The 26,634-nt window shown below is 52.3% G+C and carries 24 protein-coding genes, 1 tRNA gene and 4 pseudogenes; 17 read left to right on the top strand and 12 right to left on the bottom strand.

What is annotated here, in order from left to right:
* Positions 1 to 83 precede the first annotated feature (83 nt).
* Entirely contained in the window at positions 84 to 1,520 is a 1,437-nt protein-coding gene (gene mgtE / locus NI40_RS15375; protein ID WP_021241530.1) for a magnesium transporter, read from the top strand.
* On the opposite strand, the gene NI40_RS15370 is transcribed toward mgtE, so the two are convergent.
* The gene (locus NI40_RS15370; RefSeq protein ID WP_039263197.1) at positions 1,483 to 2,772 is read right to left on the bottom strand and encodes a SulP family inorganic anion transporter; all 1,290 of its coding nucleotides are present in this window, start codon (positions 2,770 to 2,772) and stop codon (positions 1,483 to 1,485) included. The two genes, mgtE and NI40_RS15370, sit on opposite strands and share 38 nt — an antisense overlap.
* Before the next feature lie 187 nt (positions 2,773 to 2,959).
* On the opposite strand from NI40_RS15370, the gene mqo reads away from it, so the two are divergent.
* Positions 2,960 to 4,609 (top strand): malate dehydrogenase (quinone), encoded by a 1,650-nt coding sequence (gene mqo, locus NI40_RS15365; RefSeq protein ID WP_032646585.1) that lies wholly within the window; start codon positions 2,960 to 2,962, stop codon positions 4,607 to 4,609.
* 134 nt (positions 4,610 to 4,743) lie between these two features.
* Here the strand turns inward: mqo and eco are convergent, their stop codons facing one another.
* A complete protein-coding gene (gene eco / locus NI40_RS15360; RefSeq protein WP_039263196.1) occupies positions 4,744 to 5,247 on the bottom strand; it encodes a serine protease inhibitor ecotin in 504 nt (167 codons plus the stop codon).
* Between the two features lie 209 nt (positions 5,248 to 5,456).
* Here eco and NI40_RS15355 point away from each other — a divergent pair, with 209 nt between their 5' ends.
* The 4 genes from NI40_RS15355 to NI40_RS15340 all read left to right on the top strand — a co-directional run bounded on the left by NI40_RS15355 (position 5,457) and on the right by NI40_RS15340 (position 8,339).
* Positions 5,457 to 5,717 (top strand): DUF2534 family protein, encoded by a 261-nt coding sequence (locus tag NI40_RS15355; RefSeq protein ID WP_008500962.1) that lies wholly within the window; start codon positions 5,457 to 5,459, stop codon positions 5,715 to 5,717.
* Positions 5,718 to 5,854: 137 nt separating this feature from the next.
* Positions 5,855 to 7,042 carry an MFS transporter gene (locus NI40_RS15350; protein WP_039263195.1) on the top strand — a complete coding sequence of 396 codons (1,188 nt, stop codon included), beginning with the start codon at positions 5,855 to 5,857 and terminating at the stop codon, positions 7,040 to 7,042.
* A gap of 395 nt (positions 7,043 to 7,437) precedes the next feature.
* Entirely contained in the window at positions 7,438 to 7,797 is a 360-nt protein-coding gene (locus NI40_RS15345; RefSeq protein WP_039263194.1) for a helix-turn-helix domain-containing protein, read from the top strand.
* A 14-nt stretch (positions 7,798 to 7,811) separates the two neighbouring features.
* Positions 7,812 to 8,339 carry an ImmA/IrrE family metallo-endopeptidase gene (locus tag NI40_RS15340; protein WP_039263193.1) on the top strand — a complete coding sequence of 176 codons (528 nt, stop codon included), beginning with the start codon at positions 7,812 to 7,814 and terminating at the stop codon, positions 8,337 to 8,339.
* A 371-nt stretch (positions 8,340 to 8,710) separates the two neighbouring features.
* Here the strand turns inward: NI40_RS15340 and NI40_RS15335 are convergent, their stop codons facing one another.
* The 3 genes and pseudogenes from NI40_RS15335 to NI40_RS23120 all read right to left on the bottom strand — a co-directional run.
* Positions 8,711 to 9,892 carry a phage integrase Arm DNA-binding domain-containing protein gene (locus tag NI40_RS15335; RefSeq protein ID WP_039263192.1) on the bottom strand — a complete coding sequence of 394 codons (1,182 nt, stop codon included), beginning with the start codon at positions 9,890 to 9,892 and terminating at the stop codon, positions 8,711 to 8,713.
* A gap of 2 nt (positions 9,893 to 9,894) precedes the next feature.
* Positions 9,895 to 10,104: a hypothetical protein gene (locus tag NI40_RS15330; protein ID WP_001515618.1), complete on the bottom strand. Its 210-nt coding sequence runs from the start codon at positions 10,102 to 10,104 to the stop codon at positions 9,895 to 9,897.
* 44 nt (positions 10,105 to 10,148) lie between these two features.
* Positions 10,149 to 10,268 (bottom strand): annotated as a pseudogene (locus NI40_RS23120) (3'-5' exoribonuclease); the annotation flags it as partial.
* A gap of 39 nt (positions 10,269 to 10,307) precedes the next feature.
* Here NI40_RS23120 and NI40_RS24345 point away from each other — a divergent pair.
* The 6 genes and pseudogenes from NI40_RS24345 to NI40_RS23110 form a co-directional block, all read left to right on the top strand.
* Positions 10,308 to 10,592, top strand: a pseudogene (locus NI40_RS24345) (DUF968 domain-containing protein); the annotation flags it as partial.
* A gap of 503 nt (positions 10,593 to 11,095) precedes the next feature.
* Positions 11,096 to 11,398 carry a hypothetical protein gene (locus NI40_RS15320; protein ID WP_048338962.1) on the top strand — a complete coding sequence of 101 codons (303 nt, stop codon included), beginning with the start codon at positions 11,096 to 11,098 and terminating at the stop codon, positions 11,396 to 11,398.
* A pseudogene (locus NI40_RS15315) lies at positions 11,398 to 11,583 on the top strand (lysozyme); the annotation flags it as partial. The gene NI40_RS15320 and the pseudogene NI40_RS15315, both read left to right, overlap by 1 nt.
* Positions 11,579 to 12,376 (top strand): annotated as a pseudogene (locus NI40_RS24515) (phage tail tip fiber protein); the annotation flags it as partial. The pseudogenes NI40_RS15315 and NI40_RS24515, both read left to right, overlap by 5 nt.
* A gap of 2 nt (positions 12,377 to 12,378) precedes the next feature.
* Complete coding sequence (locus tag NI40_RS15305; protein WP_039263190.1) at positions 12,379 to 13,332, top strand: DUF6453 family protein; 954 nt, start codon at positions 12,379 to 12,381, stop codon at positions 13,330 to 13,332.
* 47 nt (positions 13,333 to 13,379) lie between these two features.
* On the top strand, positions 13,380 to 14,645 hold the full coding sequence (locus NI40_RS23110; RefSeq protein WP_039263189.1) for a tail fiber domain-containing protein: 1,266 nt from the start codon (positions 13,380 to 13,382) through the stop codon (positions 14,643 to 14,645).
* Between the two features lie 148 nt (positions 14,646 to 14,793).
* On the opposite strand, the gene NI40_RS15295 is transcribed toward NI40_RS23110, so the two are convergent.
* Together NI40_RS15295 and NI40_RS15290 are read right to left on the bottom strand one after the other, a co-directional pair.
* Complete coding sequence (locus NI40_RS15295) at positions 14,794 to 15,276, bottom strand: hypothetical protein (RefSeq protein WP_039263188.1); 483 nt, start codon at positions 15,274 to 15,276, stop codon at positions 14,794 to 14,796.
* Positions 15,276 to 15,995, bottom strand: coding sequence for a winged helix-turn-helix domain-containing protein (locus NI40_RS15290; protein ID WP_052206758.1), 720 nt, complete (start codon positions 15,993 to 15,995; stop codon positions 15,276 to 15,278). Before NI40_RS15290 ends, NI40_RS15295 begins: the two co-directional genes overlap by 1 nt.
* A 249-nt stretch (positions 15,996 to 16,244) precedes the next feature.
* On the opposite strand from NI40_RS15290, the gene NI40_RS15285 reads away from it, so the two are divergent.
* The 3 genes from NI40_RS15285 to NI40_RS23975 are packed head-to-tail and all read left to right on the top strand — an operon-like array spanning position 16,245 to position 19,970.
* Positions 16,245 to 16,922, top strand: a complete 678-nt coding sequence (locus tag NI40_RS15285) for an EAL domain-containing protein (RefSeq protein ID WP_039263187.1) — start codon at positions 16,245 to 16,247, stop codon at positions 16,920 to 16,922.
* A gap of 60 nt (positions 16,923 to 16,982) precedes the next feature.
* Entirely contained in the window at positions 16,983 to 19,238 is a 2,256-nt protein-coding gene (locus tag NI40_RS15280; protein WP_082454915.1) for an autotransporter outer membrane beta-barrel domain-containing protein, read from the top strand.
* A gap of 57 nt (positions 19,239 to 19,295) precedes the next feature.
* Positions 19,296 to 19,970 carry a hypothetical protein gene (locus NI40_RS23975; RefSeq protein WP_139152913.1) on the top strand — a complete coding sequence of 225 codons (675 nt, stop codon included), beginning with the start codon at positions 19,296 to 19,298 and terminating at the stop codon, positions 19,968 to 19,970.
* A 272-nt stretch (positions 19,971 to 20,242) separates the two neighbouring features.
* On the opposite strand, the gene NI40_RS15265 is transcribed toward NI40_RS23975, so the two are convergent.
* The 3 genes from NI40_RS15265 to NI40_RS15255 all read right to left on the bottom strand — a co-directional run bounded on the left by NI40_RS15265 (position 20,243) and on the right by NI40_RS15255 (position 22,399).
* A tRNA-Pro gene (locus NI40_RS15265) sits at positions 20,243 to 20,319 on the bottom strand.
* Positions 20,320 to 20,391: 72 nt separating this feature from the next.
* Complete coding sequence (yejM, locus tag NI40_RS15260; RefSeq protein WP_039263181.1) at positions 20,392 to 22,152, bottom strand: LPS biosynthesis-modulating metalloenzyme YejM; 1,761 nt, start codon at positions 22,150 to 22,152, stop codon at positions 20,392 to 20,394.
* Between the two features lie 19 nt (positions 22,153 to 22,171).
* Positions 22,172 to 22,399: a YejL family protein gene (locus tag NI40_RS15255; protein ID WP_008500958.1), complete on the bottom strand. Its 228-nt coding sequence runs from the start codon at positions 22,397 to 22,399 to the stop codon at positions 22,172 to 22,174.
* Between the two features lie 134 nt (positions 22,400 to 22,533).
* Here NI40_RS15255 and yejK point away from each other — a divergent pair, with 134 nt between their 5' ends.
* Complete coding sequence (gene yejK, locus NI40_RS15250) at positions 22,534 to 23,541, top strand: nucleoid-associated protein YejK (protein ID WP_008500957.1); 1,008 nt, start codon at positions 22,534 to 22,536, stop codon at positions 23,539 to 23,541.
* 52 nt (positions 23,542 to 23,593) lie between these two features.
* Here the strand turns inward: yejK and rplY are convergent, their stop codons facing one another.
* Positions 23,594 to 23,878: a 50S ribosomal protein L25 gene (rplY, locus tag NI40_RS15245; protein WP_023312497.1), complete on the bottom strand. Its 285-nt coding sequence runs from the start codon at positions 23,876 to 23,878 to the stop codon at positions 23,594 to 23,596.
* 125 nt (positions 23,879 to 24,003) lie between these two features.
* Positions 24,004 to 25,764 carry a DEAD/DEAH box helicase gene (locus NI40_RS15240; protein ID WP_039263180.1) on the bottom strand — a complete coding sequence of 587 codons (1,761 nt, stop codon included), beginning with the start codon at positions 25,762 to 25,764 and terminating at the stop codon, positions 24,004 to 24,006.
* 152 nt (positions 25,765 to 25,916) lie between these two features.
* Between NI40_RS15240 and rsuA the strand changes: the two genes are divergently transcribed.
* Positions 25,917 to 26,624 carry a 16S rRNA pseudouridine(516) synthase RsuA gene (gene rsuA, locus NI40_RS15235; RefSeq protein ID WP_039263179.1) on the top strand — a complete coding sequence of 236 codons (708 nt, stop codon included), beginning with the start codon at positions 25,917 to 25,919 and terminating at the stop codon, positions 26,622 to 26,624.
* Positions 26,625 to 26,634: the final 10 nt, after the last annotated feature.

Below are 26,634 nucleotides of genomic sequence, written 5' to 3'. Positions count from 1 at the left end.
CTCCATCCCGCCGCGTTGTTTATTCTTATTTACATATCCCCGCGCTATGCTTAACCCCAACTCATTTAATGGATTTATGATTGATGTCGGTATTAAAGAAAAACAGCGCCAGACAGCGTGACCAGGAGCGCGCGCGACTCATCTGGCTTCTCACGACCGATAAAGCGGTCACTTCTACGCTTTTAGGCAAACTCACCCTGGCTGAGCAATATGATGTCGGCACCCTGGCCGACGATATTGCTGAGGTAGGTGCGCTGGTTGCTCATTTACCCCCGCCGGATCTGGCGGATACCCTTGAAGCGCTTCCCTCGGAAGAACGCCACGCCCTGTGGCGTCTGGTGCAGGATCACGAGCGCGGGCAGGTGCTGCTTGAGGCCTCCGAAAACGTCTGGGACGACCTGATCGACGAGATGAGCGACCGGGATATTCTCGACGCTCTGCAAACCCTGGATATCGACGAGCAGATTTACCTCGTTCAGCATCTGCCGCGAAACCTGACCGGCCGCCTGCTGGCGTCGCTGCCTGCCGATGAACGCGCGCGCGTGCGTCAGGTGATGCACTACGAGAAAAACAGCGTCGGCGCGATCATGGAGTTCGGCGTTATCACGGTGCGCCCGGACGTGACGCTCGGTACCGTGCAGCGCTACCTGCGTCGCCTGGGCAAAATGCCGGACAACACCGATAAACTGTTTGTCACCTCCCGGGATAAAACCCTGCTTGGCGAACTTGAGCTGAAAACCATCCTGCTCAACAGCACCCAGCGGAAGGTGAGCGAGGTGATGGAAAACGAGCCGATGGTCTTCTCCCCGGAGGACGACGCGGAAAAAGCGGCGCGTACCTTCGAGCGTGACGACCTGGTGAGTGCCGCCGTCGTGGATTCAGTCGGCAAACTGATGGGGCGTCTGACCATCGATGAGATCGTTGATGTGGTCTACGAAGAAACCGACAACGACCTTCGCGCGCTCGGGGGGATCAGCGCCGAAGATGACGTCCATGCCTCCGTCGGCAAGGCGGTGAAAACGCGCTGGGCGTGGCTGGCCATTAACCTGTGTACCGCGTTTATCGCCTCCCGGGTGATTGACGGGTTTGAACACACGATTTCGCAGCTGGTGGCGCTGGCCTCGCTGATGCCGATTGTGGCCGGAATTGGCGGCAACACCGGAAACCAGACCATCACCATGATCGTTCGCGCCCTGGCGCTGGAAAATATTCAGCCCGGCAACTTCGCCTTTCTGATCTTCAGGGAGATGGGCGTGGCGCTGATCAACGGCCTGGTGTGGGGCGGGATTATGGGCGGCATCACCTGGTGGCTGTACGACGATATGGCCCTGGGCGGCGTGATGATGCTGGCGATGGTGCTGAACCTGCTGGTGGCATCAATGATGGGGGTCATTATCCCGCTGACGATGACCAAACTGGGGCGCGACCCCGCGGTGGGGTCGAGCGTGATGATCACCGCCATCACTGATACCGGCGGTTTCTTTATTTTTCTTGGGCTGGCGACGATTTTTCTGCTTTAAGCCGACGCTTAATGCGGGCGGGGAGGAGTGCCATGACGATAATCCCGCCCAGCACGCCAATCGCCAGATTGCCGGTTGATACCGTGGCGGCAACGGTGACCAGCATGACGACCGTTTCTGCTATCGGGGCCGTTTTCACCGTGGCTGGCTGAAGGCTGTGCCAGCTGAAGGTTTTGACGGCGACAATCGCCATAATACCCGCCAGCACCGCCATCGGGATGTTGGCCATCACGTCGCTGAGCGCCGTCACCAGAATCAGCAGCACAATGCCCGCCGCAAAGGTTGAAATGCGGCTTCGACCTTTCCCCATCTCCACGTTGACGATGGTTTGTCCGATCATCGCGCAGCCTGCAATCCCGCCATAAAATCCGGCCAGAATATTGCCGACGCCTAGTCCAATGCTTTCGCGGCGTTTACCTGACGGTGTCGAGGTCAGCTCATCCACCAGCTTTGCCGTCAGCAGGGATTCCAGCAGGCCGACAAACGCGATGCTCAGCGCGCACGGCCAGATAATGCTCAGCGTCTGCACATTGAGCGGGACCAGCAGCTCGGTAAGACCCGGCAAACCGCCGCTCATGGAGCCTTCATCGCCCACGGTCGGCAGGGTTTGACCGGTTGAAACGGTGAACAAGGTAAGCACAACAATCGCAATCAGCGGGGAAGGGATGCTTTTGATATAGCGCGGCACCCACAGCACAATCAGCAGCGTCAGGACGAACAGGCCCACAATCAGCGGGCTTCGGCTCCAGAAATGCGGCACCTGAGCGAAGAAGATCAAAATGCCCAGGGCGTTAACAAATCCGGTCATGACCGACTGGGGTATAAAGCGCATCAGTCTTGCCATGCCCAGCACGCCAAACAGAATCTGAATTACGCCCGCCATCAGCACGGCGGGAAGAATGTACTGTACGCCGTGCTGATGCACCATCGGGCCAATGACCAGCGCCACGGACCCGGCCGCTGCCGTGACCATCGCCGGGCGACCACCGAGTACAGACATAGCAAGACACAGCACCACGGAGGCGATCAGGCTGACCTTCGGGTCAACGCCCGCCACAACCGAAAATGAGATAACCTCGGGGATCAGCGCCAGGGCGGTAATCACGCCAGCCAGCGTTTCACGCGTCAGCCGCTTTGGGGAACGCAGCACGTTGGCTACGCGGTCTTCGGGGGATACAGCAGAATGGAGTAGGGACATAACAGTTCGCTGGTTAGGGCAGGCTTCCGTGCGCGCGATCGCAAAACGCAACATACTATCCAGTAAAACCGCGCTTTACCAGACGCATCGATAATTCCTCACAAACAATCCATCATTAAATTTCACAATTACAATAATTTCGTAACCTTTAAACAATATTTAAAAGTTGTTACCGTGCCCCCGCAGCTTTTTTCACCTGCAATTTCCACGCATCAAGCACTTTTACACTAAGGCATAAATTATGAAAAAAATGACTGCCATGCTCTTTTCTCTGGCCGTGGGGCTTAACACCGTCTCCATGGCGGCGAAAGCTGACGCACCAAAAGAGCAGGAAACGGACGTCCTTTTAATTGGTGGCGGTATCATGAGCGCCACGCTGGGAACCTATCTGCAAGAACTGCAGCCGGACTGGTCTATGACCATGGTCGAGCGCCTTGATGGCGTGGCGCAGGAGAGTTCGAACGGATGGAATAACGCCGGTACCGGCCATTCGGCACTCATGGAACTGAACTATACGCCGCAGAAAAAGGACGGTTCCATTAGTATCGAGAAGGCGGTAGAGATCAACGAAGCATTCCAGGTTTCTCGCCAGTTCTGGTCTCATCAGGTCAACAGCGGCGTGATGCACGACCCGCACTCCTTCATCAACACCGTGCCGCACATGAGCTTTGTGTGGGGTGAGCAGAACGTTAACTTCCTGCGCGCGCGCTACGCCGCTCTGCAGCAGAGCACGCTGTTCCGCGGGATGAAATACTCTGAAGACCACGCGCAGATTAAAGAGTGGGCTCCGCTGGTCATGGAAGGTCGTGACCCGAACCAGAAAGTGGCGGCGACCCGTACCGAAATTGGTACCGACGTTAACTACGGTGAAATTACCCGTCAGCTGGTGACGTCTCTGAAGAAAAAAGAGAACTTCAACCTGCAGCTCAGCACCGAAGTGCGCGGTTTCAAGCGCAACGCGGATAACAGCTGGAGCGTGACCGTCGCCGATCTGAAAAACAACGAAGCCGAGCACGTCATCAAGGCGAAGTTTGTCTTTATCGGTGCGGGCGGCGCGGCGCTGAAGCTGCTGCAGGAGTCCGGTATTCCGGAAGCTGACGACTACGCGGGCTTCCCGGTGGGCGGCCAGTTCCTGGTGTCCGATAACCCGGAAGTGGTGAATCGTCATCTGGCAAAAGTGTACGGCCAGGCTTCCGTTGGCGCACCGCCGATGTCTGTTCCGCACATCGACACCCGTATGCTTGACGGCAAACGCGTGGTGCTGTTTGGGCCGTTCGCGACCTTCTCCACGAAGTTCCTGAAAAATGGCTCCCTGTGGGATCTGCTCAGCGCCACGACCACCTCTAACGTCAAGCCGATGATGGACGTGGGTCTGGATAACTTCGACCTGGTGAAATACCTGATTAGCCAGGTGATGCTCTCTGACGACGACCGTTTCGAGGCGCTGAAAGAGTACTATCCGCAGGCGAAGAAAGAAGACTGGCGTCTGTGGCAGGCGGGTCAGCGCGTACAGATCATCAAGCGCGATCCGAAAGAGGGCGGCGTGCTGCGTCTGGGTACCGAAGTGGTAAGCGATAAGGATGGCACCATCGCCGCGCTGCTGGGTGCGTCGCCGGGCGCGTCTACCGCTGCGCCAATCATGCTGCACCTGATGGAAAAAGTGTTTAAAGATAAAGTCGCCAGCCCGGAATGGCAGGCGAAACTGAAAACCATTATTCCATCCTACGGCACGAAGCTGAACGGCAACGTGAGCGCGACGGAGCAGGAGCTGGAATACACCAGCCGCGTACTGCAGCTGCAGTACATCAAGCCACAGGCTGCGGATGCGGCGCCAAAAGCGGAGCTGAAGCCTCAGCCGGAAAACAAACCGGTTGCGGATATCGCGCTGTAAGGTAAAAGCAAAACGGTAACATCCGTTACCGTTTTTAGTGTTTTCTCCCTCTCCCGGTGGGAGAGGGGGGGGTGAGGGCACCAGAGCGCACCCTTTCCGGGTCGGGTAAGGCGAAGCCGCCACCCGACTTATTTTTAACGTACTACGGCTTGTCCGATGTTCTCATCAGCCTTCCAGATGCGATACTTCACTTCCACGTTTTCAGGCGTATAGACCACGATCGGCAGCTTGCTGTTGTAGCGCAACAGACTGTTGTCGCCCAGATAGGCCGTTACAAATTTCTTCTCTTTCTTGCCGTCCGGGCAGGCCATCATGGTGGAGACCGGAGAGGTCACTTTGTCAAAGACGTAATAGTCGTAACCCCAGCCTTCCAGAGTTTTGCTTTCCAGCTGACCGCCCAGACGGTGCTGGTTGCAGTCCACTTCGAGCGTCTTGCCAATTAACAGTTCCACTTTGAAGTTCGCTTCATCCTGCTGAACCGGCAGCTGAATCACCTGACGCTTCATCCCTTTGTCCGCCTGCGGGTACGGAGCCACTTTTTCCAGCGGCTGCTGTTTTGGGGTTTCGCTGGCGAAAGCGCTGCTGCTGATGCACGCGGCGGCGATGAGGGCGATGGCAAATTTAGGTGCGTTTTTCATTGTCATTCCTTTATGTCAAAACGATCCTGCGCAGGTTAACATAACAACGATGAATGACCGGTGTTATTTACTTACATTTTCATTATGAGTAGCGTTATGAGCTTTTAATTTACCTGTTTAGTGGTTGTTTATGCTGGTGTGGAGTCAGGTGCCAGTTCGTGTTATTTTAGACCCTATATATTGTTATTCATCTGTAAAAGGGAAGAGAGATGGTTCGTGCAAAACTGAAAACGCCTGAAGGCCGCAAGTTCCTCCTGGCGCTGCTGGTCGTATTTATGATTGCCGCCGCGTGCGTGGGGCGGGCAACCATTGTTGGCGTTATCGAACAGTACAATATCCCCCTCTCTGCCTGGACAACCAGCATGTATGTCCTGCAGTCGGCGATGATCTTCGTCTACAGCCTGGTGTTCACCGTTCTGCTGGCCATCCCGCTGGGCATCTTCTTCCTGGGCGGACGTGAGAAGCATTAAGCGTCGACCTGCGATAACTAAGCCATCCTGCCGGATGGCTTTTTTATGGTCTCATCCCACTCTCCTCAGGTTTTTTTAATCCGCGATATCCTATCCTGTAAGCATTCAGGCAACTGTTTTTAAAGCAGGAGCGGTAGATGCGTTCCAGATTTCCAGTGCTCAGCCAGATCCCCAAAGGCGTCTGGGTTGTGGGAGGCGTCAGTATGTTGATGGATATCTCGTCAGAGAGTATTCACAGCCTGCTGCCACTTTTTATGATGACCACCCTCGGTACGAGCGTGCTGTTTATCGGCCTGATTGAAGGGCTGGCGGAGGCCACTGCGCTTTTTATTAAGGTCTTTTCGGGGGCGATAAGCGACTACCTGGGTCAACGTAAGGGGCTGGCCCTGCTAGGGTATGGCCTGGGGGCGTTAAGCAAACCCCTTTTCGCATTAGCGTCCTCTTCCGGGATGGTTTTAGGCGCACGTCTGATAGATCGTACGGGGAAGGGGATACGGGGCGCACCGCGGGATGCGCTGGTTGCAGACGTCACGCCGCCGGAAATGCGTGGTGCGGCATATGGTCTGCGTCAGTCAATGGATACCACAGGCGCATTTCTTGGCCCATTACTGGCCGTAAGCTTAATGCTGTTGCTGGACAACGACTTTCGCACTGTTTTCTGGATAGCCCTTATCCCCGGTCTGCTTTCAGTTGCCTTGCTCTATTTTGGCCTTCAGGAGCCGAAAACTCCCCTCGAACATAAACGCACAAACCCCATTAAACGAGAGAATTTAAGGCGGCTGGGTAAAGCGTGCTGGTGGGTGATTGGCCTTGGTGCAGTGTTCACGCTTGCCCGGTTTAGCGAGGCTTTTCTCGTCCTTCGTGCGCAGCAGTCAGGCGTTCCTCTGGCCCTTATTCCGCTGGTGATGGTGGTCATGAACGTACTCTATTCCCTTTCCGCATACCCTTTTGGCAAACTTTCTGATGGCATGAGCCACACCCGGCTTCTGCAGTGGGGGCTAATGGTGCTGATTGGTGCAGATATTGTTCTGGCGCTGAGCAGCCACTGGATGGGGGTCATTTTAGGCGTCGCGCTTTGGGGAATACATATGGGTATGACCCAGGGACTACTGGCGGCAATGATCGCTAAAACCGCACCGCCCGATCTGCGCGGTACGGCTTTCGGTATTTTTAGTCTGGTCAGCGGCGTGGGATTATTAATCGCCAGCGTGGGAGCCGGCGCGATATGGGAAACGTTTGGCGCGGAATATACGTTTTATGCCGGAGCGGTGATTTGTCTGACTACGCTTGTGTATCTGCGCAAAACGCCGGACGAGGCGAAATAAAAAAACCAGCCATCAGGCTGGTTTTCAATATGTTTTTGGTCGGCACGAGAGGATTTGAACCTCCGACCCCCGACACCCCATGTCACTGCGTTAAAGCCGCTGCAACCCTTGTAAATACTGGTGCTACGGCATGTTTGACTGTATATGCAAACAGTGCATATTTTGCAAAATCCGCACTATATACATCAATGAGTTATGGGGAGTTTTTCCCCAATACTATTCGCATTCGTTGACAAACAACATAGAAGAAAATGAACTATCATGAGTAAATCTTGATTAACTAAAGTACGCTCGTGAAGTTAACAAAAATCTGTTGATTTCTCATCTGGGAGTTGTTATCTTAGTCTCAGAGTCGAGTTGTATGTGACTCTTACGCACATTAGAGAGGCCAAAATATGTTAACGCCGTTTGGTAAGAAAGTTAGGAAATTACGTATAGACGTCGGTGTCACGCTGAAAAGCATGGCTGATGCTATGGGCGTGACCTCGTCTTACCTCTCAGCAATTGAAACAGGAAAACGCGCTGTTACTGATCCTGTGCTGAAAAGCATCATTAGCTATTTCAGTAATGAAGGTGTTCATGCAGGTGACGATTTAACAAAAGCAGCACGTGATTCTCAACAATCTGTTGAGATTAATCTGTCGGGTAAGAATCAAAATGCTCGGGAAGTAGCGATGGCATTTGCACGCAACTTTGATGAACTGAGCGATGATGAGTTTAAACGTCTACGTGAATTGTTAACGAAAAAACAATAAGTAGGAGGCTCTGTTTGAGCGGACAAGATTATCGAGTGCCACCTTTAAGCCGCAACGCGGTGCGTGGTTTAACCAACAACTTACGCTCGATGCTGAAGATACATGATTTGTATTTTCCCGTAATAGAAATGCTGGAGTTCGCGCTACCGCAGATCTTACCTAACTTTTCTTTTGAAACAGCTACGGAAAAGGAGATGGGGGGAACACATGGTCTTACTATGCCTCAGGACTCGTTAATCATTCTTCGTGAGGATGTCTATGAGGGTGCCCATGCTGGAAACGGTCGTGATCGTATGACTGTTGCTCATGAAATTGGTCATCTGCTAATGCATAAGAATATTGCTTTTGCCAGAGCGGCTCCAGGAGTGGAAATTAGAGCTTTTGAAAGCAGCGAATGGCAAGCTAAATGCTTTAGTGGAGAGTTACTCGTTCCCTACAGTCATGCACCATTATTGCGGGGTATGTCTGTAGAGGAAATCGCAAAGGCGTGTGGAGTGTCTGCACACGCTGCGGATTATCAAAAACAACTGTTAAAAAAGTAAAAACCCTGACGGCGGCAACCATCAGGGTTTAACTAGGCGATGATACCAAGAGGCATCGCACCGTGAACTTCTCTATAAGCAGCCCGAACATAACACTTCGGGAGAGTAGGTTCAAGGAAAAATCTCTCTCGGTAAGGAGGTGTTTTATGAATGGGTTTGAAATCAATCGTTTCAAAAGCGGCACCAAAAGGGTTCCGTTGGGTTTTCTGCCGCTACCGCAAGGTACGTGGAAAATCCGCCAAAGTCCTTGATGCTCATGATTATGGGTATGAGGCGTGGGCGTTCTTAGTTCGTTGCTAAGAGTGACCACACAAGGCACCTGCGGGTGCCTTATTTAAGTCTTTATTCAAGGCACCCTTAGGTGCCTTTTTCTATGCCATTTTTATTTCTGCATGGGGTACTTCTACCCATTCAACATGGTTTTGGGTATAGATTTTTGTCGATTTTGCATCACTATGGGCCATTCTCGCCTGCGGATCGATGCCTTGTTTTTCGAAAATATGAGCTGCCAGCGCTCTAATCTCGTGAAAGGTTGGTCTTTCTTTGATAGGTAACTCTGCCGCTACACCTATCCGGTCCCGCAGCTCTGAAAATGCCCTGCTCAAATAATCAGGGGCCACCTGTGTTGGGTGGTTAACTTCCTTGCTTATCGGATTGCTTCTCTTTTCCAGAAGCCGGTGAACAACATAAGGACTGGCCACATTGTCTCTGCTGTTGTCGATGATCTCTTTCAGGGCTCGACCGATCGGAATAGCGACGTGTGAAGCCTCTTTGTGCTGCACTTTTTGCCGATGAATGTAAAGCGTTCCGAATATGCCAGCCTCCTCCTGATCGAACCATACACAGCCGCAAACCCCTTCTTGAGGTTCCTTGATCGAGTACCGGATCCGGGAAACTTCCAGGCGCGCTTGCGTAGTTTGTATGGCAAGGTCCATTGCAGTCTTCAGCCAAGGTTCAGCAGCTGCATGTATGGCCAGGAACTGTTCCAAAGTAAGTCGCCGGCGGACCTTTTTATCGACACGCCGCATTTTTTTCCGTGTTGCAGGGTTATCCATCATTAGCGATTCATCAACAGCATAAGAGAATAGCTTTTTCAGGAAGCTAACTTTTCGGTTCTGAACATTGGCCGACGATTCAGAATGGTAATTTCGTATGTAGGCATTTACGTGCTCAAGCTCAATATCGCATGCGGGTATGTTATTAAAAAATTCTTTAACCCTGATGGCATCATTATTCCAATCGTCAAGTGTGCTTTTAGACGGCTGCTCATCTTTGATCGCTCTCTCCATAATGCGATCAACATGTTCAGAAAACGGGTGGGCTTCACCATTCAGCCCTCCCGATTCCCGAATTAATGAATCTATCGAAGGTGTATTTTCAGGGCGCATCCTCAGGTTATATTCTCGGGCAATGGCGATAGCCATTACTCGATCCGAACCGAGAGTTTTCTTTTTCCCAGTAATAAGCGTGAACTTATACACGCCACGATCTTTATCAAAAAAAAGATAATCAGGGAGGTGGCGGTATTCTTTTTTTCGTGGCCTTGCTGCCATGGTCAACCCTCAATTATTAACTGACGTACCGCCTGATTAACAATTGAGTCAACTCCCCATTTTTCGGTTTCATAGACAAAAACTGAACCATCTACAATCCTTCCCATGAGTAATCCGTTTTCGACCCAACGTTTTATTGTACGGTTGTCAGGAATGGAGTCTTTGGTAAATTCGCGTTTACTCCAGAGACTCGCTTTCATTAGCTTTGCCATGGTTTCCTTCTCCATAAAGCCCGGCTGCACCCGGGCTGTGTGGTTTACTCGTTGGTGCTGGTGGCAGGGATAATTTTCTGCCAAATTGCTGAGACATATTTTGCCTGGTGGCGCGCATCAGCTAGCCAGGCACGCTTTACACCCAAAGGCATCGAGTGGATCGGCGGTCTGTGGACGGCTCACATCGCTAAGGGGCATGCCGCGTGAGAGGACTGTTTACAGCCGAGACTGTACCGCGCCTGGGGCTTGTGATTTTAAAGCCGGGTAGCGAACTGATGTCTTTGTTTCAACAGGGGCGTGTGCTGGTGGAGCCTCAGCCAAAAAGTATGGCTGGGCTTCCGTCGGGGCTCGTCCCTGATGCCAGGCAGCCGCTGGCAGAAGATAAGTCCCTCGAGGAATTCTTCACCGACGAGAGAGTTATCCGTGCAGCAGGCGGTTTGACCGCATTGGAATCCTGGTTAGAACGTAACGTGAAGGAATGCCAGTATCGGCGTAGAACTGGAAGAGGAACGTTTCAACCAGACGGTAAGTGAGGTGAGACAATTTGCCGGGGACTAAAAAGTGAGCATTTTTTTCTCTCCGCTCAATTTTTCTGAATGCGTTGGCCGCAATAAGAGGGGGGCTAGATGTCTGATCGCCCTTATGGCACTAATCTAGCGGTTGGTGGACATTTGATAGCTAGCTCTGAGTATTAAAAAGTGCGGAGAACGACATCAATCTTCTCCGCAATAATAATGCCAGTGCTACCCGCTTATATGTCTTGTATCCCTATTGAGGATAAGTTGTTAACCTAACGCAAATGATAACATCTAAAAACTATGTGAATAGTTAATTATTTTAAAGATTTAAATAACTCTTCTTAAGGATAACTTAATTTATTGCACTTCTCAGGAGAAGGAAGCTCCAGCATGTTTCAATCATCACGAGGCTGCCGTTTGGCGGCCTTTTTTATTTCTAGAAATAGCACCCGCACTTAGCGAGGTGAGAGACCATGAAAATGAATGATTCAGGGAACATCTTCACGCAGTTCTTCGCGTGGGTAGCCGCTCTGGCTTCTGCCATTGGATTTACCACTCAGGATCTGGTGTTCATGTTCTTTGGCGCTGCCGGTTTACTTATCTCGCTTGCCTCCTACATCAACGGGCGTGTTGATGCACACCGCAGGCGTAAAGAGGATGAGAAGAGAACAAAAATGGTCAATGACTACCTGAAAGGCGTTGGTGACAAACCTCTTCACGAACGTCCTGCAGCTGCAAGCGTGGTCGTTGAGGCATTACAAAAGGAAGGTGAGTGATGAGAGCCAGAGCAAAATTGAGTGCTGCTGTTCTGGGGCTGGTACTGGCTGGTGCGCCGGCATCCGTCATTCTCGATCAGTTTCTGAATGAGAAAGAGGGTAACAGCCTCACGGCGTACAAAGATGGCAGCGGCATCTGGACGATTTGCCGGGGAGCTACCACGGTTAACGGCAGGCCTGTTATTTGAGCAGGCGCTGGTGGCGCGGTACGGTTTCAATCAACTGGAAATGACAGCCATCGGCTGTACCAGGCAGTCTGAAGCAAACCGAAAAGGCCGCTGGGGTATCCTCACCAACAACAAGGATCGCGTTGTTTCGTTTGATGTCGGTCTGGACGGAAACATTCCGCAGCCGGGCTACATCATCGCCGTGGCAGACGAGTTGCTTTCAGGAAAGGTTATGGGTGGCCGTATCAGCGCCGTTAACGGTCGCGTTATCAAACTTGACCGCGTGGCAGATGCGGCAGCAGGTGATCGCCTTATTCTCAACTTACCTTCCGGGGCATCGCAGAGCAGGACCATTCAGGCCGTGAACGGTGAATCAGTCACAGTCACCACGGCATACAGTGAGACGCCTCAGGCCGAAGCTGTTTGGGTGGTGGAATCTGACGAGCTCTACGCGCAGCAGTACCGCGTTGTCAGCGTAACCGATAACGATAATGGCACCTTCTCGATCACCCAGTATTCTCCGTTCGCGGTGGTGAATGGGCAAGTATTTATCAGCGATGCATTTATCCAGGACGGCACTATTACTAATGCGAAGATAGGTAATTACATCCGCTCATCAAACTATGTTGCTGGTCCCGGCGGTGCTGGGTGGAACATTGATAAATCAGGAAACTGCGAGCTGCACGGTGCGCTGTATGCTTCGAGCGGTAATTTCGCGTTCACCGGGAATGGTAATGGCGTCACCATTGACGGGAAGGGCGTAAAAATTGATCTCGGAGGCGGTAACCTGATTGTTCTTGGAGAGTGGTAACTATGCCAAAGGGTTTACGTATTACCTATGCGGACGGCGGCCCGGTAATGGAAATAACTGCCGGGCTTCGCTGCCCTTCGTTTTGCCAGAACGTCAGCGAAGCATGGGATGTTAACCAGTACACGATTAATCAGCGCGTGGATGGCAGCCAGATCGTCGTTATCCCGCGTAATACCGTTTACAAACTTAACAGGGGTACAAACCTCATTCCCACGATCGGCATGCTGGATGGATTTACCGTATCAGGTAACACCATCACCATAAATACCTGGTGGAGCGATAACTGGGGGCGTGCAAAAACCTTTGACGCGTCTATCTGGCAAATCCTCCCGGCATCGTCCGGTAGGGGGTTGCTGATTCAGGATAGCACGGATTTCCTCTCGATCACTGATGCCACGATGTCGGGCTACTGTGTCTGGCGCGGTACCGTCACTTTCACCGGGAGCTGGGCTACACCGACGACAACTATCTCACGCGACCGCTATATGGTGTTTGCAAAATGGAGTGCTGATAACGTCACCATCGAATTCGACGGCGCGAATATTATTGCGACAGTCGATCATGCAGGTCTCGATCAGGATGCGACCGTTACCATGCAGATCGCTATTTTTGCCAGCGGCGTAAGCCCGACCCCGGGAAGAGGCCTGAATATCATTAAGGGTGGAGTCTGCGTGTTCTCCACCACGCGAAGACCGTTTGTGTACCGGAACCAGACCTACGCTCCATCGTGGGGGAATACCGACATCGGCGATCGCATGATACTGCTTGGCCGCTACGGCTATAACAGTGAGGTCTACAACGGCTGGGACTACCTGAAATGGGCTGGACTGATCCGCAGCGGCAATCTGGTGCGCGCGGGGAGGGGAAGAAATGCCGCTTCATGGACATCGCAGTACAGTGTGGTGGGCCGACGGCTGACAAGCCTCTCTATCCCCATTATTGATGCAATTTACTAACAACCCGCTCCGGCGGGTTTTTTATTATCAGAATTCAGGAGTCCACTATGTCAGCAGGAACCATCACCCTGACAAACGGGTCCGCTATTGTTAGCGGTTCCGGAACTTCATTCGCAACAGAACTTGCCGCAGGTGACTTCATTGTCTCTACTGTGGGCGGTGTTCCGTATACGTTTCCGGTTAAATCGGTAGAGGGTAATACCCAGTTGACGCTGGTCAGCAACTTTACCGGGCCAACGCAATCCGGCGCGGCCTGGTCAGCCGTCCCCCGCGTGGCGCTGAATATGGTAACTGCCGCGCTGGTGGCGCAAAGTGCTGAAGCGCTGCGTGGACTGAATTACGACAAACAGAACTGGCAACGCATTTTTACTGGAACAGGAGATGTACCGGTAATTCTGCCGGATGGAACAACATGGACGGTCCCAGCTTGGAATAGCATTACCACATCACTTTCAGGCAAGGCGGCAAAAGGTGCAAACAGTGACATCACCTCTCTCAATGGACTAACGACAGCGCTGTCTGTAACACAGGGTGGTACCGGTTCGAGCACTGCTTCAGGTGCTCGCCAAAACCTCAGTTTAGGAAACAGCGCCACCAGGGACGTTGGAACAGTTGCGGGAACGGTAGCCGCTGGCGATGACGCACGCCTGAATACTGTGGACGGAAAAACAGGAGGAACTCTAAATAGCGGTTTGTCTGTACCAGGTGCTGCTGGCTTTACAGTTAAAGCAGGCGTTTACAATGGTGGATCAATCAATAATGCAATCGTTGTTACAAACGTATCGAACACCAACCCTGGTGCTGGCGACTGGGTAAACTTCCTGCGCGGTGGATGGTGGACTGGGGAGTGGACTATTGGGGCTTTACGAACCGGCGGAGCTTCTATTCAATCGGTTCAGATTGCTTTACGCGCTGATAATTCCTCTCCATTTGCGCTCTGGAATTTCAACGCAAATGGCCAGGCTACTGGTACGTGGGTAAACAATTCGGATCGGAGAATTAAGGACGATGTTGTTGTTATTCCTGAACCACTGGAAGCAATGAAGAAGCTCAGAGGATATTCCTGGCGCCGTCTTGATTCTGGCGTAACTGGTTTTGGTTTTATTGCTCAGGAAGTCCAGGAAGTTTTCCCTGAAGCAGTAAACCACTTTGGGCAGGCGATGACGATGGAGGATGGTACCGAGGTTAAGGATGTCCTTTCAGTCGATACAACGGGTGTTTCCGCGGCGCTTCATCATGAGGCCATTCTCGCATTAATGGATAAAATTGAAGAGTTAACCCTGGAAGTGGAAGCGCTTCAGTCCGGAAGCTGAAGAAACTGCCGCCCATCGTATGAAAGAAAGGGCGGCGGCATAAATCTGCTCATAAAGGGTCACTGCTATAAAATTTACAAAACTCATAATTCGAAGCTGCATAGAAACTTAGAAACGAAACGGTGAAGCCAATCTCAGTCTCCTCAATTTAATGCACCGCGCAGATCAGAAACGGGCCTACGTTATTAGCCACAACCATGTCTCCGCTCGGCAACTGACGTATGCCGACGATCCTGCTTGCCCCCTGTTGCAGTGGCGCTAGCTCCGTTTTCGCCAGACTGCCCGGCACATCGTCATTTCCGGCTAAAATCGAATCGGTAACCTGCAGGTGATAATTACTGCCACCGAGATGTACATAGTCGTAAAAGACACTGCGGTTTATCCTATAGGTTACTCCCTCTGGAGTGTGTAACTCACCTGCGACGAAGACGGCGGCTTTTCCCAGGTAGTTGAAGGTCAGCGTCTGAGTGAAATTCAGAAAAGGAGCATTTCCATTATTGCCGTAAAAGGATACGGTTGAAGACGAACAGGTAAAACTGAGATTATGCCGGGAAACCCAGTACCCGATCGTGATAAATATCACCAGGAGTACAGCAGTGGTACTATAGAGAAAACGGTGTCTTTTATTCATCAGCGTATCCAGTCGTAATAATAAATATTCTGGCAGGTATCCCGGGAATCATCCCATTCAATACAGCGACTGAACATCACTCTCGCCGGTTTATGTAAGTGCAGAGCTTCCTGGGCAAACATATAAAACGCGGTGGTTTGCGTGCAGATTTGATTATTTTTTTCGAGGGCTTCTTTTGCCACCGCAAAACTGGAGGCATCGGCAACATCGCTTTTCACTCCAGAAATATCATAAACCGGACAGCCTTTAATCTCACCAATCTTTCGGGGGGCAATTTTCTCCGGTTGGGTGGTATATAAAAAAGAACCCGCAACAATAACCCCTAGGGCAACTGTCGCTGCAATATATTTTGGCAGATGCGAAAACCGCTGTTGCTGATGCGTATGCGCTGAAATACTGATTTCTTTACTCAGGTAATATCCGGCTCGCGGGACAGTGACAATAATATCCTGACGGTCAAGATATCCGGCTAGAGTTTTCCGCAGCAGGCTGATGTACTGATTCAGGGTATTGGACGAAGAGGCAATTCCCGCCTTTTCCCACACCTCATCAAACAGCGTTTCCCGTGTTACCAGTTCACCATGATGCATCACCAGATGGTGCAAAATTTTATTGGCAATAGCCGTCAGGTGCGTGGCGTCAACCACCTTTTCATCGTGACGACGCAGATAGGCGTTCACAGGATCGTAGATCACCTTGTCATCAAGGGTATACAGCATTGCTCATCTCCTTATGCCGAGCATTGCTACATGATAGACCTTTCAAACCACAACTGTACGGCAAGGTCATTCCAATACCTTTATTTGGAATATAGCTCTGCATTTTAGTTATAATTTAGTGTTGTTGGCTATAAAAAAGCATGTCAGCGAATTATAATATTGTTAAGGCATGGAATTATCTGAATACTGAGCCCATCAGAACGGGCGGCATTCTGTCGCACCGGACCGTTAAAGGAAAAGGGCACAGATATGAATAACATCATCAGTAACACCGGGACGAAGCCGTACCCCGATATTAAACACTACCGCCTCGAGCCATTAATTGATTTAGCGGCCAGTCACGTTATTGGCTATGAAGTCCTTAGCCAGTTGCGCGAAGGTTTGAATTCGGAACAGTGGTTTTCACGGCTGACAGGCCGTCAGCAGATTACGTTGTTACGCCAGCAGATAAATCGTGTCAGTGCAAAAGTCAACGCCACCTGTTTTTATAATCTGACTGTGGCGGGTTTTATCGCACTTAATCATTTTGATATTGAGGACATCGCGGCGTATTCGCATGTGTCTCTTGAAGTGGCCGATGCTTCTGCGCTGAAATGTCTTAATGATAAAGAACAATATTTCTTTTTTAAAAATATTGACCGCTTGCGTTTTTCGGGTGTGGAAGTGTGGATAGATGATTTTTCCGCTGATGATTTGGTTAGCTTGCCTGTGTATCAGGGAAAAATCGATGGTATCAAAATAGATAAGGGTGAAGTTAACGCACCTTATTTAAGCAGTATTATCAAGGTTGTGAAATTGGTAATGGGAAACTTTCCAGTCCTGATTGAAGGTATCGAGTCTGAAAATCAATTAATTAAATGCATCCAGTCAGGTGCGGATATCGCACAAGGTTATTTCTGGAAAAAAGAAAATCTGATTGCTGTTTAACTTTTACACTCTATCGCCATTGACTGTGGCACATTAATTTGAACTGAAAAGGTAATATAAATGCTTCATTGTAAAATGAATCCGCTTTCTTTATTGATTGCTTCAACACTTGCTTTTACTCCGCTGGTTCAGGCTACGGAAGTAGCACCAGGTAATATCCTCGATGTAAATGATGGGGAAGTAGTTAAAAATATAACTGTAAAAAAAGACGGTACTTTAAATATTCTCGATGGCGGGAACTCTCAGAGTACTCAAGTTGAGGGAGGAACCGAAATTGTAAATGCAGGAGGTGTTTCTGAAAATACGTCTGTGAATTTTAATGGTCAACAAAAAGTATCTGGCGTAGCTAATAACACACAAATTATCTCTGGGCAGCAGTCTATTGATGACGGCGGTATTGCGCAGAACACCACGTTAGAGAAAAAAGGGGAAGCAAGCCAGATTGTTAAATCGGGAGGTAGTGCAAACAATACGACAATCAACGGTGGCGCACAGTCCATTCAGCTTGGTGGCATTGCGCGAAACACAGTCATCAATGAGGGCGGCAACCAGAATGTCGATGCTGGCGGAATGGTGATAGATACCGTTGTTAACGGTGGCAATAGTTACGTCTATGGGGTCGCAATCCGAAATGAAATCGCAAGCGGCCATATGCAAGTTTTGAACGGGGGCATAGCTGTTGATACCGAAGTTAATGACGGTGTTTTTGTACTCAACACAGGCGGTCAGGCTGCGGGAAAAACCTCTATCGACACTAGAAGCGGTTTTGGTTACATGTTGATGCGAATGGGATCGAATGCAACGGATGTTAACCTGAATAACAGTGAACTGACCGTTTGGGTTCCGATGGATAACGACATCTCTAATTCGGCTCGAGTTGACAAACTGACCATGAATGACGGTACGGTTAGATTTCATGATGCAGCAGCATTGGGTTATTCCAAGCTGGATATTGGTGAACTCAACGGTACAGGGCTTTTTAAGCTTAATACTTCACTTGCGGATAGAGCGGCAAACTTTGTCACCATTGAAAAGGGCAATGGCAGTTTCGGGTTGGTGTTAGCAGACTCTGGTAAGGAAATTACTGATCACACCAATCTCACGCTTAACCTGATTAATGATCAGGGTGGCAACATTGATTTTACCCTGCAAACGGCAAGTGGTGAAAGCTCGCGAGCGGTGGACGGCGGGACTTATATGTACGTGCTGAAGCAAGAAGCCGGAAAAGACGCTATGACGGGGAACGTATGGTATCTCGGCGCGATGACCGACGAAAACGGAGGCGGTGACGGTGGCGACAACGGCAACGGTGGAGACAACGGCAGTGGTGGAGACAACGGCAATGGTGGAGACAACGGCAATGGTGGAGACGGTGGTAATGTTGGCGGCTCGCTGGCAGTGACGCCTTCAACGGATGCTGTCCTAAGCATGGCCAATGCAGGTCTCAACATTATGCGCGGCGAAATGGAGGGCCTGCGTGCATATCGCCAAGGACGCAGCGGCGAAGTTAAGCACGGTGAAGGCAGCATCTGGGGTCACTATCTGGGCAAGAAAAGCGCAGCAGAAACCAGCAACGGGGCTGCCTATAAGATGTACCAGAACGGCATGGAACTCGGGGGTGACATCGTCACCGGGTTTGACCGCGGCATCCTGGTCACCGGAGGCTTCGTCTCCCTGACCGGTAACAACGTCAGGCATGCCCGCGGTGGTACCAGCACCGTGGACAGCTATGGCCTCGGTGCGTACGCCACCTGGTATGATAATAGCGGCTTCTACCTTGATGGTACGCTGAAGGCCAATCGTCTGGAGAGCAAGCTCAGTGCCAGCATGACTAACGGCGACATGACCAGCGGCAAATGGCATCAGTACGCCCTAAGTACAGCGCTGGAAGCCGGATACACCTTTACGCCGATGGACAGCCTGAGCGTGGAACCATTTGCACGCATGACCGGGACCACCATCAATGACGCGAGTGTGAAGCTCAGTAACGGCATGACTGCCAAAACCGGGAAAGCCCGCTCCCTGACCGCTGAAGCCGGAACCCGCGTGGCCACCGATTTCTCGATGGGCAGCACCACGTTCCGCCCGTACCTGAGTGTCAGCATCGAGCAGGAGCTGGTGCGTTCGAATGAAGTGGTGATTAACGAAGTGAACCGCTTCAGGAATAACCAGAACGGCACCGCCGGTAAGTACGGTGCGGGTATCACCGTGAGCCCTGCTAAAGATGTGACGCTATACGGCGAACTGAACTACCGCCAGAGCGGTTATGTGGATGAACCGATGCAAGGCATGGCCGGTATTCGCTTCAGCTTCTAATCCCCCGTGAACAGGAAGAGGCCTGCGTGCCTCTTCCTGGTGTGATGGAACATAAACGTGACCTATCGTATTGAAACCCGTAATCATTATCTGCGTGTTGCCGTTGAGGTATTGTTTGCTCATATCCAGCTAGCGCAGCATACCTGCATCATTGATCTAAGTTCCTTTCATTCTTTGCAGGAGATACTGCAGTGCATCAGGCGAAACAATGATGTGGAACGGTTTATTTTTATTGGCGACCGCGGGATGCATTCCCGGATCCTGAGAACCCTGATTTCGGTTGATAACCATGCCCCTCTGCTCCATTACTATGAGACGCTCCGTCACTGTCCTGGCGTCAGTTACCATAGTGCAACGGAAGTGCTACAGAAACACCGTAGCATGAGCGATTACTCCCATCAGGACAAAACGACCGTGTACAGTCTGCTGATGCGGGATTCAATGCAAGGAGCTGCGCGACTTATTGGGATCTCTTGTAAACTATTGTACCAGCGTGTAGACAGGCTGACCAAAAAGCTCTTTCTGCGGAGTGGCCTGCAAGCACACCAGTTCTTTCGCCAGGAATTTCATCCCGATTATGTCCGCGCCAGAATTGATGATCAGCTGCGTGTATCGCTGCGCCGTGAACGTAATATAGGAATGGAACCTGATGATTTGGCGATACATCATTTTAAAGAACCATGGGGTGTAAGCAGATCCGTATCAGGGCGTATTCAGAAGATGGATATTTAAAAGAGGGACCGACAATGCCAGATACTCTTCACGGGTTTGGGCTTTTGCAAAACGTCCGCACATAGAAACCTTCGGTCAGATTGAAAGTATAGGGTAGGGAGAAAAGTAGCGCGTGCTGGTTAAGTCTTTCAAACGGATTCGAGGCGATTATTTCGATGAGTAAGAGAGGCGTAATTATCGGTAGTTATTCCCCAGTTATTCCCCAATCTTTCCCCACAAGAAAATTACCAATAAAAAAACCAGCCATAAAAGGCTGGTTTTCAATGTATTTTTGGTCGGCACGAGAGGATTTGAACCTCCGACCCCCGACACCCCATGACGGTGCGCTACCAGGCTGCGCTACGTGCCGACGCATAAAAAGAATACTACTCGATTCCGTTTTGAATGCAAGGGAATCTGTCGCTAACTGGTTTATTATTAATCAGTTAGCGATGAAGCGCTTCTCATCCGTCAGGACCTGAAGCAGCAGGCTCAGCTGCGGTTTCTGGTCTTTCAACCGTTCGCCCTGCAGATTATACGTCTGATAATTCCCATTGCTGTTCAGCACCAGCGTCAGCTTCGGCGTGGTGACTACCAGCGTATTATTCCCCGCCGCCGTCACCCAGCTGTGGCGGCGCGCGGCGCTGAAGAGATCCTGCCCCTGCGAATACTCGTTTGCTGGCGTGCTGACGTGCAGCAGGCGTTGCATCAGGGTGGTCATCACATCTTTATGCTCGGTGAGCATATTGATGCGCTGCGCCGGGGTGCCAGGCCAGTGGATCACCAGCGGAACCTGCAGATTCGGGCGAGACCAGCTCATACTCTTCGTCTCTTCACCTAGCGGGATGCCATGGCCCGCGGTCACGATCACCACGGTATTGTCCAGCTTGCCCGACTCGCGAAGCGCGTCAAGCACGCGGCCTATCTGCGCATCAACATCGCCAGCCGCGCGACCGTAGCGGCGCGCAAAGTCACTCTTATTGCTGTTGGCAAGCGTTGTGCCGTTAAAGGCAACCCATGAGAACCAGCGGTTATCTTCCTGGGCGTAGCGCTGCAGCCAGTTTATCCACTGGCCGGCGGTCTGCGCGTCGGACTGATTTTGCGCCGTCGGCAGTGAGAAATCGGACAGCAGCGCCTGACGGTAAAGCGGGCTGTTAAAGCCATCGGAGGAGAACAACCCTAACTGATAGCCTTGCTGATTCAGCCCGGTGATCAGCGCCGCAGGCGTGCGGGTAGACAGGACGCCGTCCATGTAGCCGGCTGAAATGCCATAGAAGAGGCCAAAGATGCCCGCATCGGTTGTGTTACCGGAGCTCATATGCTGAGTAAACGAGACGTTCTGACTCGCGAAAGCGGCCAGCGCAGGCATCTGCTTCTCGAAACGGGAATAGTTCAGGCCATCGACGGTGATCAGCAGGACGTTTTGCCCGCGCCCCATATCGCGGTAGTTTAGGTCGCTCAGAGGATACTGAACGCTGACGGCTTCCGGGTTGCCCTGCTCGATAAGACGGCGCTGGTACTCTTGCGCATCAAGCAGACCGTGTTTCTCGAGGAAGCGACGGGCCGTCATCGGGTACGAGAGCGGCAGGTTCGCGCGCTGCATGGTAATAGGGCGATAGAAGTTCGCATCCGCCCAGATATACATGATGTGCGAACTGATAAAGGAGACGAAAAAGAGCGCGGCGACGGGCTTCGCATAATGGCGTCGCCGGGTCAGACTGCGGAGCTTTTGCCAGCTCCAGGTGGCGAACAGCATCTCAATCAGCAGGATCACCGGGACGCTGATAAACATCAGCTGCCAGTCACGGGCCGTTTCGTTCTGGTCGGGGTTAATCACCAGTTCCCAGACGATGGGGTTGAGGTGCAGGTGGAAGCGGGTGAACACTTCACTGTCGATAAGCAGCAGCGTCATCCCCACCGTCGCAAGGATGGCGGACAAGAACCGCATCAGACGCTGCGACATGACGATAAACGTCAAGGGGAACAGGATCAGCAGATAGGTGGCGAAAACCAAAAAGCTAAAGTGACCGACAACGCTTATCCAGGAGTAGATACGCCCGGTTAGCGTTGTTGGCCAGTCTGCGACAAACAGATAACGGCAGCCAATGACCGTCGCCAGCAGAATGTTGAACAGGGCAAACCAGTGCCCCCAGCTGACCATCTGGGAGACTTTTTCACGGTAGCGCTGACGATTCGTCACCATAAACTGTTGTTCGTATCCCTTAATGGGCCGGGTCGTTGCTGACGGACGACTGTAAAGCCTGGGCGAACGATTTTGCGATCGCCTGACGCTGAGCCGGAGCAACGCTGGTGTTAATCAGGTTGGTGACCATATTTCCCAAAACCATCAGGGAGAGATCGGTCGGCGTTTTATGTTTTTCCAGTACGTTGACCAGCTCACTGAGCAGTTGTTCAACGTGTTCATCACTGTAGCGGGAATGTTGTGGCATAAATCAAAATCAGTTTGTTGATGAAAGGGCAACATATTACCGTAGCAACAGCTTTTTTTCCCCTTTTTTATCTGTTGTTGCACACATGTCCTGGTGGTGGTTGAATACCGCCCGGTCTAAAAGGAGAGTTTATCATGAGTCTGGAAATCAACCAGATTGCCTTGCACCAGCTTATCAAGCGCGATGAGCAAACCCTTGAAGTGGTGCTGCGCGATTCGTTACTGGAACCCACGGCGACCGTGGTGGAGATGATGGCAGAGCTGCATCGCGTCTACAGCGCCAAAAATAAAGCCTATGGCCTGTTCAGCGAAGAGAGTGAACTGGCCGATAGCCTGCGCCTGCAGCGTCAGGGCGAAGAGGATTTCCTGGCGTTTAGCCGCGCCGCCACCGGGCGTCTGCGCGACGAGCTGGCGAAATATCCGTTCGCCGACGGCGGGATCGTGCTGTTCTGCCACTATCGCTACCTGGCGGTCGAGTATCTGCTGGTTACCGTGCTGAATAACTTAAGCAGCATGCGCGTCAACGAGCAGCTGGATATCAGCTCAACGCATTATCTGGATATCAACCATGCGGATATCGTGGCGCGTATTGATTTGACCGAGTGGGAAACCAACCCGGAGTCGACCCGCTACCTGACTTTCCTGAAGGGGCGCGTGGGCCGCAAAGTGGCGGATTTCTTTATGGATTTCCTCGGTGCCAGCGAAGGTCTTAACGCCAAAGCGCAGAACAAAGGGCTGCTCCAGGCGGTTGACGACTTCACGGCTGAAGCGCAGCTCGATAAATCTGAGCGCCAGACCGTGCGCCAGCAGGTTTACAGCTACTGCAACGAACAGCTGCAGGCAGGGGAGGAGATCGAGCTGGAGTCCCTGTCAAAAGAGCTGGCGGGCGTCAGCGAAGTCAGCTTCCAGGAATTCACCGCGGAGAAAGGCTATGAGCTTGAAGAGAGCTTCCCGGCAGATCGCAGTACGCTGCGTCAGTTAACCAAGTTTGCCGGCAGCGGCGGTGGGTTAACCATCAACTTTGACGCGATGTTGCTGGGTGAACGCATCTTCTGGGATCCGGCCACCGATACGCTGACCATTAAAGGTACGCCGCCGAACCTGCGCGATCAGCTTCAGCGCCGCACCTCGGGTGGGAAATAACAGCCATAAAAAAACCCCGCAGAAGCGGGGTTTTTTTTCGACGAGTTTGCGATTACGCGCGAACGAAGTCGATGTGAGTCAGTTTTGGCTTGAACGCGTGACGCTGAACAGCCTGAACTTTCACTTTTTCTTCTTTACCGCCAACAACGATGGTCAGAACTTCGCTGTAGAATTCAGCTTTGGTCTGCAGGTTCCACAGTTTGTCGTGATCCAGTTCGATTGCAACTGGAGCAGCTTCGCCACCGTAAACGATAGCCGGGAACTTGTTAGCGTTACGCAGGCGGCGGCTCGCACCCTTACCCTGCACGTTACGTACTTCTGCTTCGATAGTGAACATTGATTTCTCTCTGTATTTAAAACCCTACTACAGGCGACCCAGCAGCAGGTGAGTGTTCTGCCTCACGGATGTGAAGCGGGCGGCATTTTATACTCAAATGCCCCTCACATCAATGAAAAGTCCCGCTAACCGCGCAATTCGTTGGCGCGACGGAAGCGACCTTCGTAGTCAAAGAGCTTCTCGCGCACCTGCCAGAACTGGCCTTTCTTACGGGCGACGACAAAATCCGGATGGCGCAATAACACCTGCTGACGCACGATATCTGCTACGGTTATCCAGCGCAGGGGCACGCCCGGCGTGCGGGTATGCGGGCGGATAAACAGCTGTTCGAAGGCCATTCGCTGGGCAGGCGTCTGGACGCGGAAGCGCTCGCTGACGTCCGCCCCGTCTTCGTCGTAATAGGTGATTTTCAGCCACTCGCCTTTTTCATCGGCGCCGGGCTGCAGTGCCATGCCGGAACAGCGCAGCACCAGGGCATCTTTCAGCTTTAGCGCCGCTTTCAGCATGTCGTCCGGGTCAACCAGCACCGTGTCGCATTCCCGGCAGCGGCGGGCGGCAATATCGTTTTCGGCGTTGCACTGCGGGCAGTTTTTGAACCGGAAGCGGAAATCGCACTGCTCGCGATGCCCGTCATCATCTTCAAACCAGCCCTGACAGCGGCGGCCAAAGTGTTCGAGCAGCGTACCGTCGGCGGTGGTTTTTCCCCAGAAGGTGTTGGCAAACCCGCAGGCAGGGCAAAAGACCTGCACGGGCACGTTGTCGCTTTTCCCTTTTGGCGCGCCGACCTCAGGCGTATAGAGATCGTGCGGGTTACCGGCATAATCCAGAATCAGGCAGTCGGTTTTCCCCGGGGCCAGGCGCAGGCCGCGGCCAACAATCTGTTGATACAGACTGACCGATTCGGTCGGGCGCAAAATGGCGATCAGGTCGACGTGCGGGGCGTCAAAGCCGGTGGTCAATACCGACACGTTTACCAGATAGCGGAACCGCTGTGCTTTAAAGGCGTCAATCAGGCCGTCGCGCTCCGGACCAGGCGTTTCGCCGGTGATTAACGCCGCGTCGCCGGCGGGCAGTAACCCGGTAATTTCGCGCGCGTGCTCAACGGTGGCGGCAAAGATCATCACCCCCTTGCGCGTCGCGGCGAACTCCTCAATCTGGCTGATTATATGCGGCGTAATACGCTTTTGCTTTTTCAGCTCCTGGTTGAGATCCGCTTCGCTGAATAAGCCGTTGCTCTGCGCCTGCAGACGGCTGAAATCGTACTGCACCACCGGCATATCCAGCCGTTCAGGCGGCGTCAGGTAGCCATGTTTAATCATGTAGCGCAGCGGAAGTTCGTAAATGCAGTCGCTAAACAGGGCCTTGTCATCGCCGCGCACCATGCCGTGATAATGGTAGCGATAGATCCAGCCTTTCCCCAGGCGAAACGGTGTCGCCGTCAGGCCCAGCAGGCGCAGGTGAGGGTTCACCGCTTTCAGGTGAGCCAGAATTTGCTGATACTGGCTGTCGCCGTCATCGCTGATGCGGTGGCACTCGTCGACAATCAGCAGCGAAAATTCGCTGCTAAACAGGTCCAGATTGCGCGCCACCGACTGCACGCTGCCGAAGACTACTTTGCCGTGGCTCTCTTTGCGCTTCAGCCCGGCGGCGAAAATATCGGCTTCCAGCCCAAGCGCACAATACTTGGCATGGTTTTGCGCGACGAGCTCTTTAACGTGCGCCAGCACCAGCACGCGACCACGGGCCAGACGCGCCAGCTCTGCGATGACGAGGCTTTTGCCTGCGCCGGTCGGGAGCACAATCGCCGCCGGCTCGCGATGTTTACGGAACCAGGCGAGGGTGGCGTCAACGGCTTCCTGCTGATAGGGACGAAGTGTAAAAGTCATGGGGTCTCGGTTTCGTTATTCCGCACATAGTATGCCACGAAACTTTTTCCCTTGAGTGGCGCAACCAGACCATTATACTGAACCGTTCCAGACTGCTTCTTTTTTCGGACCTGTTGTCCGACTTCCAGCACCATTAAGGCTAAAAAGATTTCATGCGACTTGATAAGTTTATCGCTCAGCAACTCGGCGTAAGCCGCGCTATTGCCGGGCGCGAAATTCGCGCCAGCCGCGTTACCGTGGATGGCGACATTGTGAGAGACAGCGCGTTCAAACTGCAACCTGACCATCAGGTGGAGTATGACGGCAATCCGCTGACCCAGCAGCACGGTCCGCGCTACTTCATGCTCAATAAGCCGGAAGGCTACGTCTGCTCAACGGACGATCCCGATCACCCGACGGTGCTCTATTTCCTCGACGAACCGGTGGCGCACAAGCTGCACGCCGCAGGCCGCCTCGACATCGACACCACGGGTCTGGTGCTGATGACCGACGACGGGCAGTGGTCGCATCGCATTACTTCCCCGCGTCACCACTGCGAGAAAACCTATCTGGTCACGCTGGAGTCGCCGGTGTCGGATGACACGGCAGAGCAATTCACGAAAGGCGTTCAGCTGCATAATGAAAAAGATCTGACCAAACCCGCCGTGCTTGAGGTGATCACGCCGACGGAAGTCCGTCTGACCATCAGCGAAGGGCGTTACCATCAGGTGAAACGTATGTTTGCCGCGGTGGGGAACCACGTTATTGGCCTGCATCGTGAGCGGATTGGTGCGATCGAACTCGATCCCGACCTGGCGCCAGGCGAATATCGCCCGTTAACGGAAGAAGAGATCGCCAGCGTCGGTCTGCCTTCGCACTAATTTCAGGAGA

Source organism: Enterobacter sp. E20 (assembly GCF_000801755.2).
Lineage (GTDB): Bacteria > Pseudomonadota > Gammaproteobacteria > Enterobacterales > Enterobacteriaceae > Enterobacter > Enterobacter asburiae_B.
Note: the sequence above shows the minus strand (reverse complement) of the source record. Positions and strands in the feature narration are given on the sequence as shown.

Excerpts from the sequence above, each read along its gene's own strand:
- yejM (WP_039263181.1), bottom strand. The coding sequence starts at position 22,152 with ATGGTGACGAATCGTCAGCGCTACCGTGAAAAAGTCTCCCAGATGGTC.
- NI40_RS15285 (WP_039263187.1), top strand. The coding sequence starts at position 16,245 with ATGAATAACATCATCAGTAACACCGGGACGAAGCCGTACCCCGATATT.
- NI40_RS15350 (WP_039263195.1), top strand. The coding sequence starts at position 5,855 with ATGCGTTCCAGATTTCCAGTGCTCAGCCAGATCCCCAAAGGCGTCTGG.
- eco (WP_039263196.1), bottom strand. The coding sequence starts at position 5,247 with ATGAAAAACGCACCTAAATTTGCCATCGCCCTCATCGCCGCCGCGTGC.
- NI40_RS15290 (WP_052206758.1), bottom strand. The coding sequence starts at position 15,995 with ATGCTGTATACCCTTGATGACAAGGTGATCTACGATCCTGTGAACGCC.
- NI40_RS15335 (WP_039263192.1), bottom strand. The coding sequence starts at position 9,892 with ATGGCAGCAAGGCCACGAAAAAAAGAATACCGCCACCTCCCTGATTAT.
- NI40_RS23110 (WP_039263189.1), top strand. The coding sequence starts at position 13,380 with ATGTCAGCAGGAACCATCACCCTGACAAACGGGTCCGCTATTGTTAGC.
- NI40_RS15370 (WP_039263197.1), bottom strand. The coding sequence starts at position 2,772 with ATGTTGCGTTTTGCGATCGCGCGCACGGAAGCCTGCCCTAACCAGCGA.
- yejK (WP_008500957.1), top strand. The coding sequence starts at position 22,534 with ATGAGTCTGGAAATCAACCAGATTGCCTTGCACCAGCTTATCAAGCGC.
- NI40_RS15280 (WP_082454915.1), top strand. The coding sequence starts at position 16,983 with ATGCTTCATTGTAAAATGAATCCGCTTTCTTTATTGATTGCTTCAACA.
- NI40_RS15240 (WP_039263180.1), bottom strand. The coding sequence starts at position 25,764 with ATGACTTTTACACTTCGTCCCTATCAGCAGGAAGCCGTTGACGCCACC.
- NI40_RS15320 (WP_048338962.1), top strand. The coding sequence starts at position 11,096 with ATGAAAATGAATGATTCAGGGAACATCTTCACGCAGTTCTTCGCGTGG.
- NI40_RS15345 (WP_039263194.1), top strand. The coding sequence starts at position 7,438 with ATGTTAACGCCGTTTGGTAAGAAAGTTAGGAAATTACGTATAGACGTC.
- NI40_RS15330 (WP_001515618.1), bottom strand. The coding sequence starts at position 10,104 with ATGGCAAAGCTAATGAAAGCGAGTCTCTGGAGTAAACGCGAATTTACC.
- mqo (WP_032646585.1), top strand. The coding sequence starts at position 2,960 with ATGAAAAAAATGACTGCCATGCTCTTTTCTCTGGCCGTGGGGCTTAAC.
- NI40_RS15255 (WP_008500958.1), bottom strand. The coding sequence starts at position 22,399 with ATGCCACAACATTCCCGCTACAGTGATGAACACGTTGAACAACTGCTC.
- mgtE (WP_021241530.1), top strand. The coding sequence starts at position 84 with ATGTCGGTATTAAAGAAAAACAGCGCCAGACAGCGTGACCAGGAGCGC.
- NI40_RS15305 (WP_039263190.1), top strand. The coding sequence starts at position 12,379 with ATGCCAAAGGGTTTACGTATTACCTATGCGGACGGCGGCCCGGTAATG.
- rplY (WP_023312497.1), bottom strand. The coding sequence starts at position 23,878 with ATGTTCACTATCGAAGCAGAAGTACGTAACGTGCAGGGTAAGGGTGCG.
- rsuA (WP_039263179.1), top strand. The coding sequence starts at position 25,917 with ATGCGACTTGATAAGTTTATCGCTCAGCAACTCGGCGTAAGCCGCGCT.
- NI40_RS15355 (WP_008500962.1), top strand. The coding sequence starts at position 5,457 with ATGGTTCGTGCAAAACTGAAAACGCCTGAAGGCCGCAAGTTCCTCCTG.
- NI40_RS15295 (WP_039263188.1), bottom strand. The coding sequence starts at position 15,276 with ATGAATAAAAGACACCGTTTTCTCTATAGTACCACTGCTGTACTCCTG.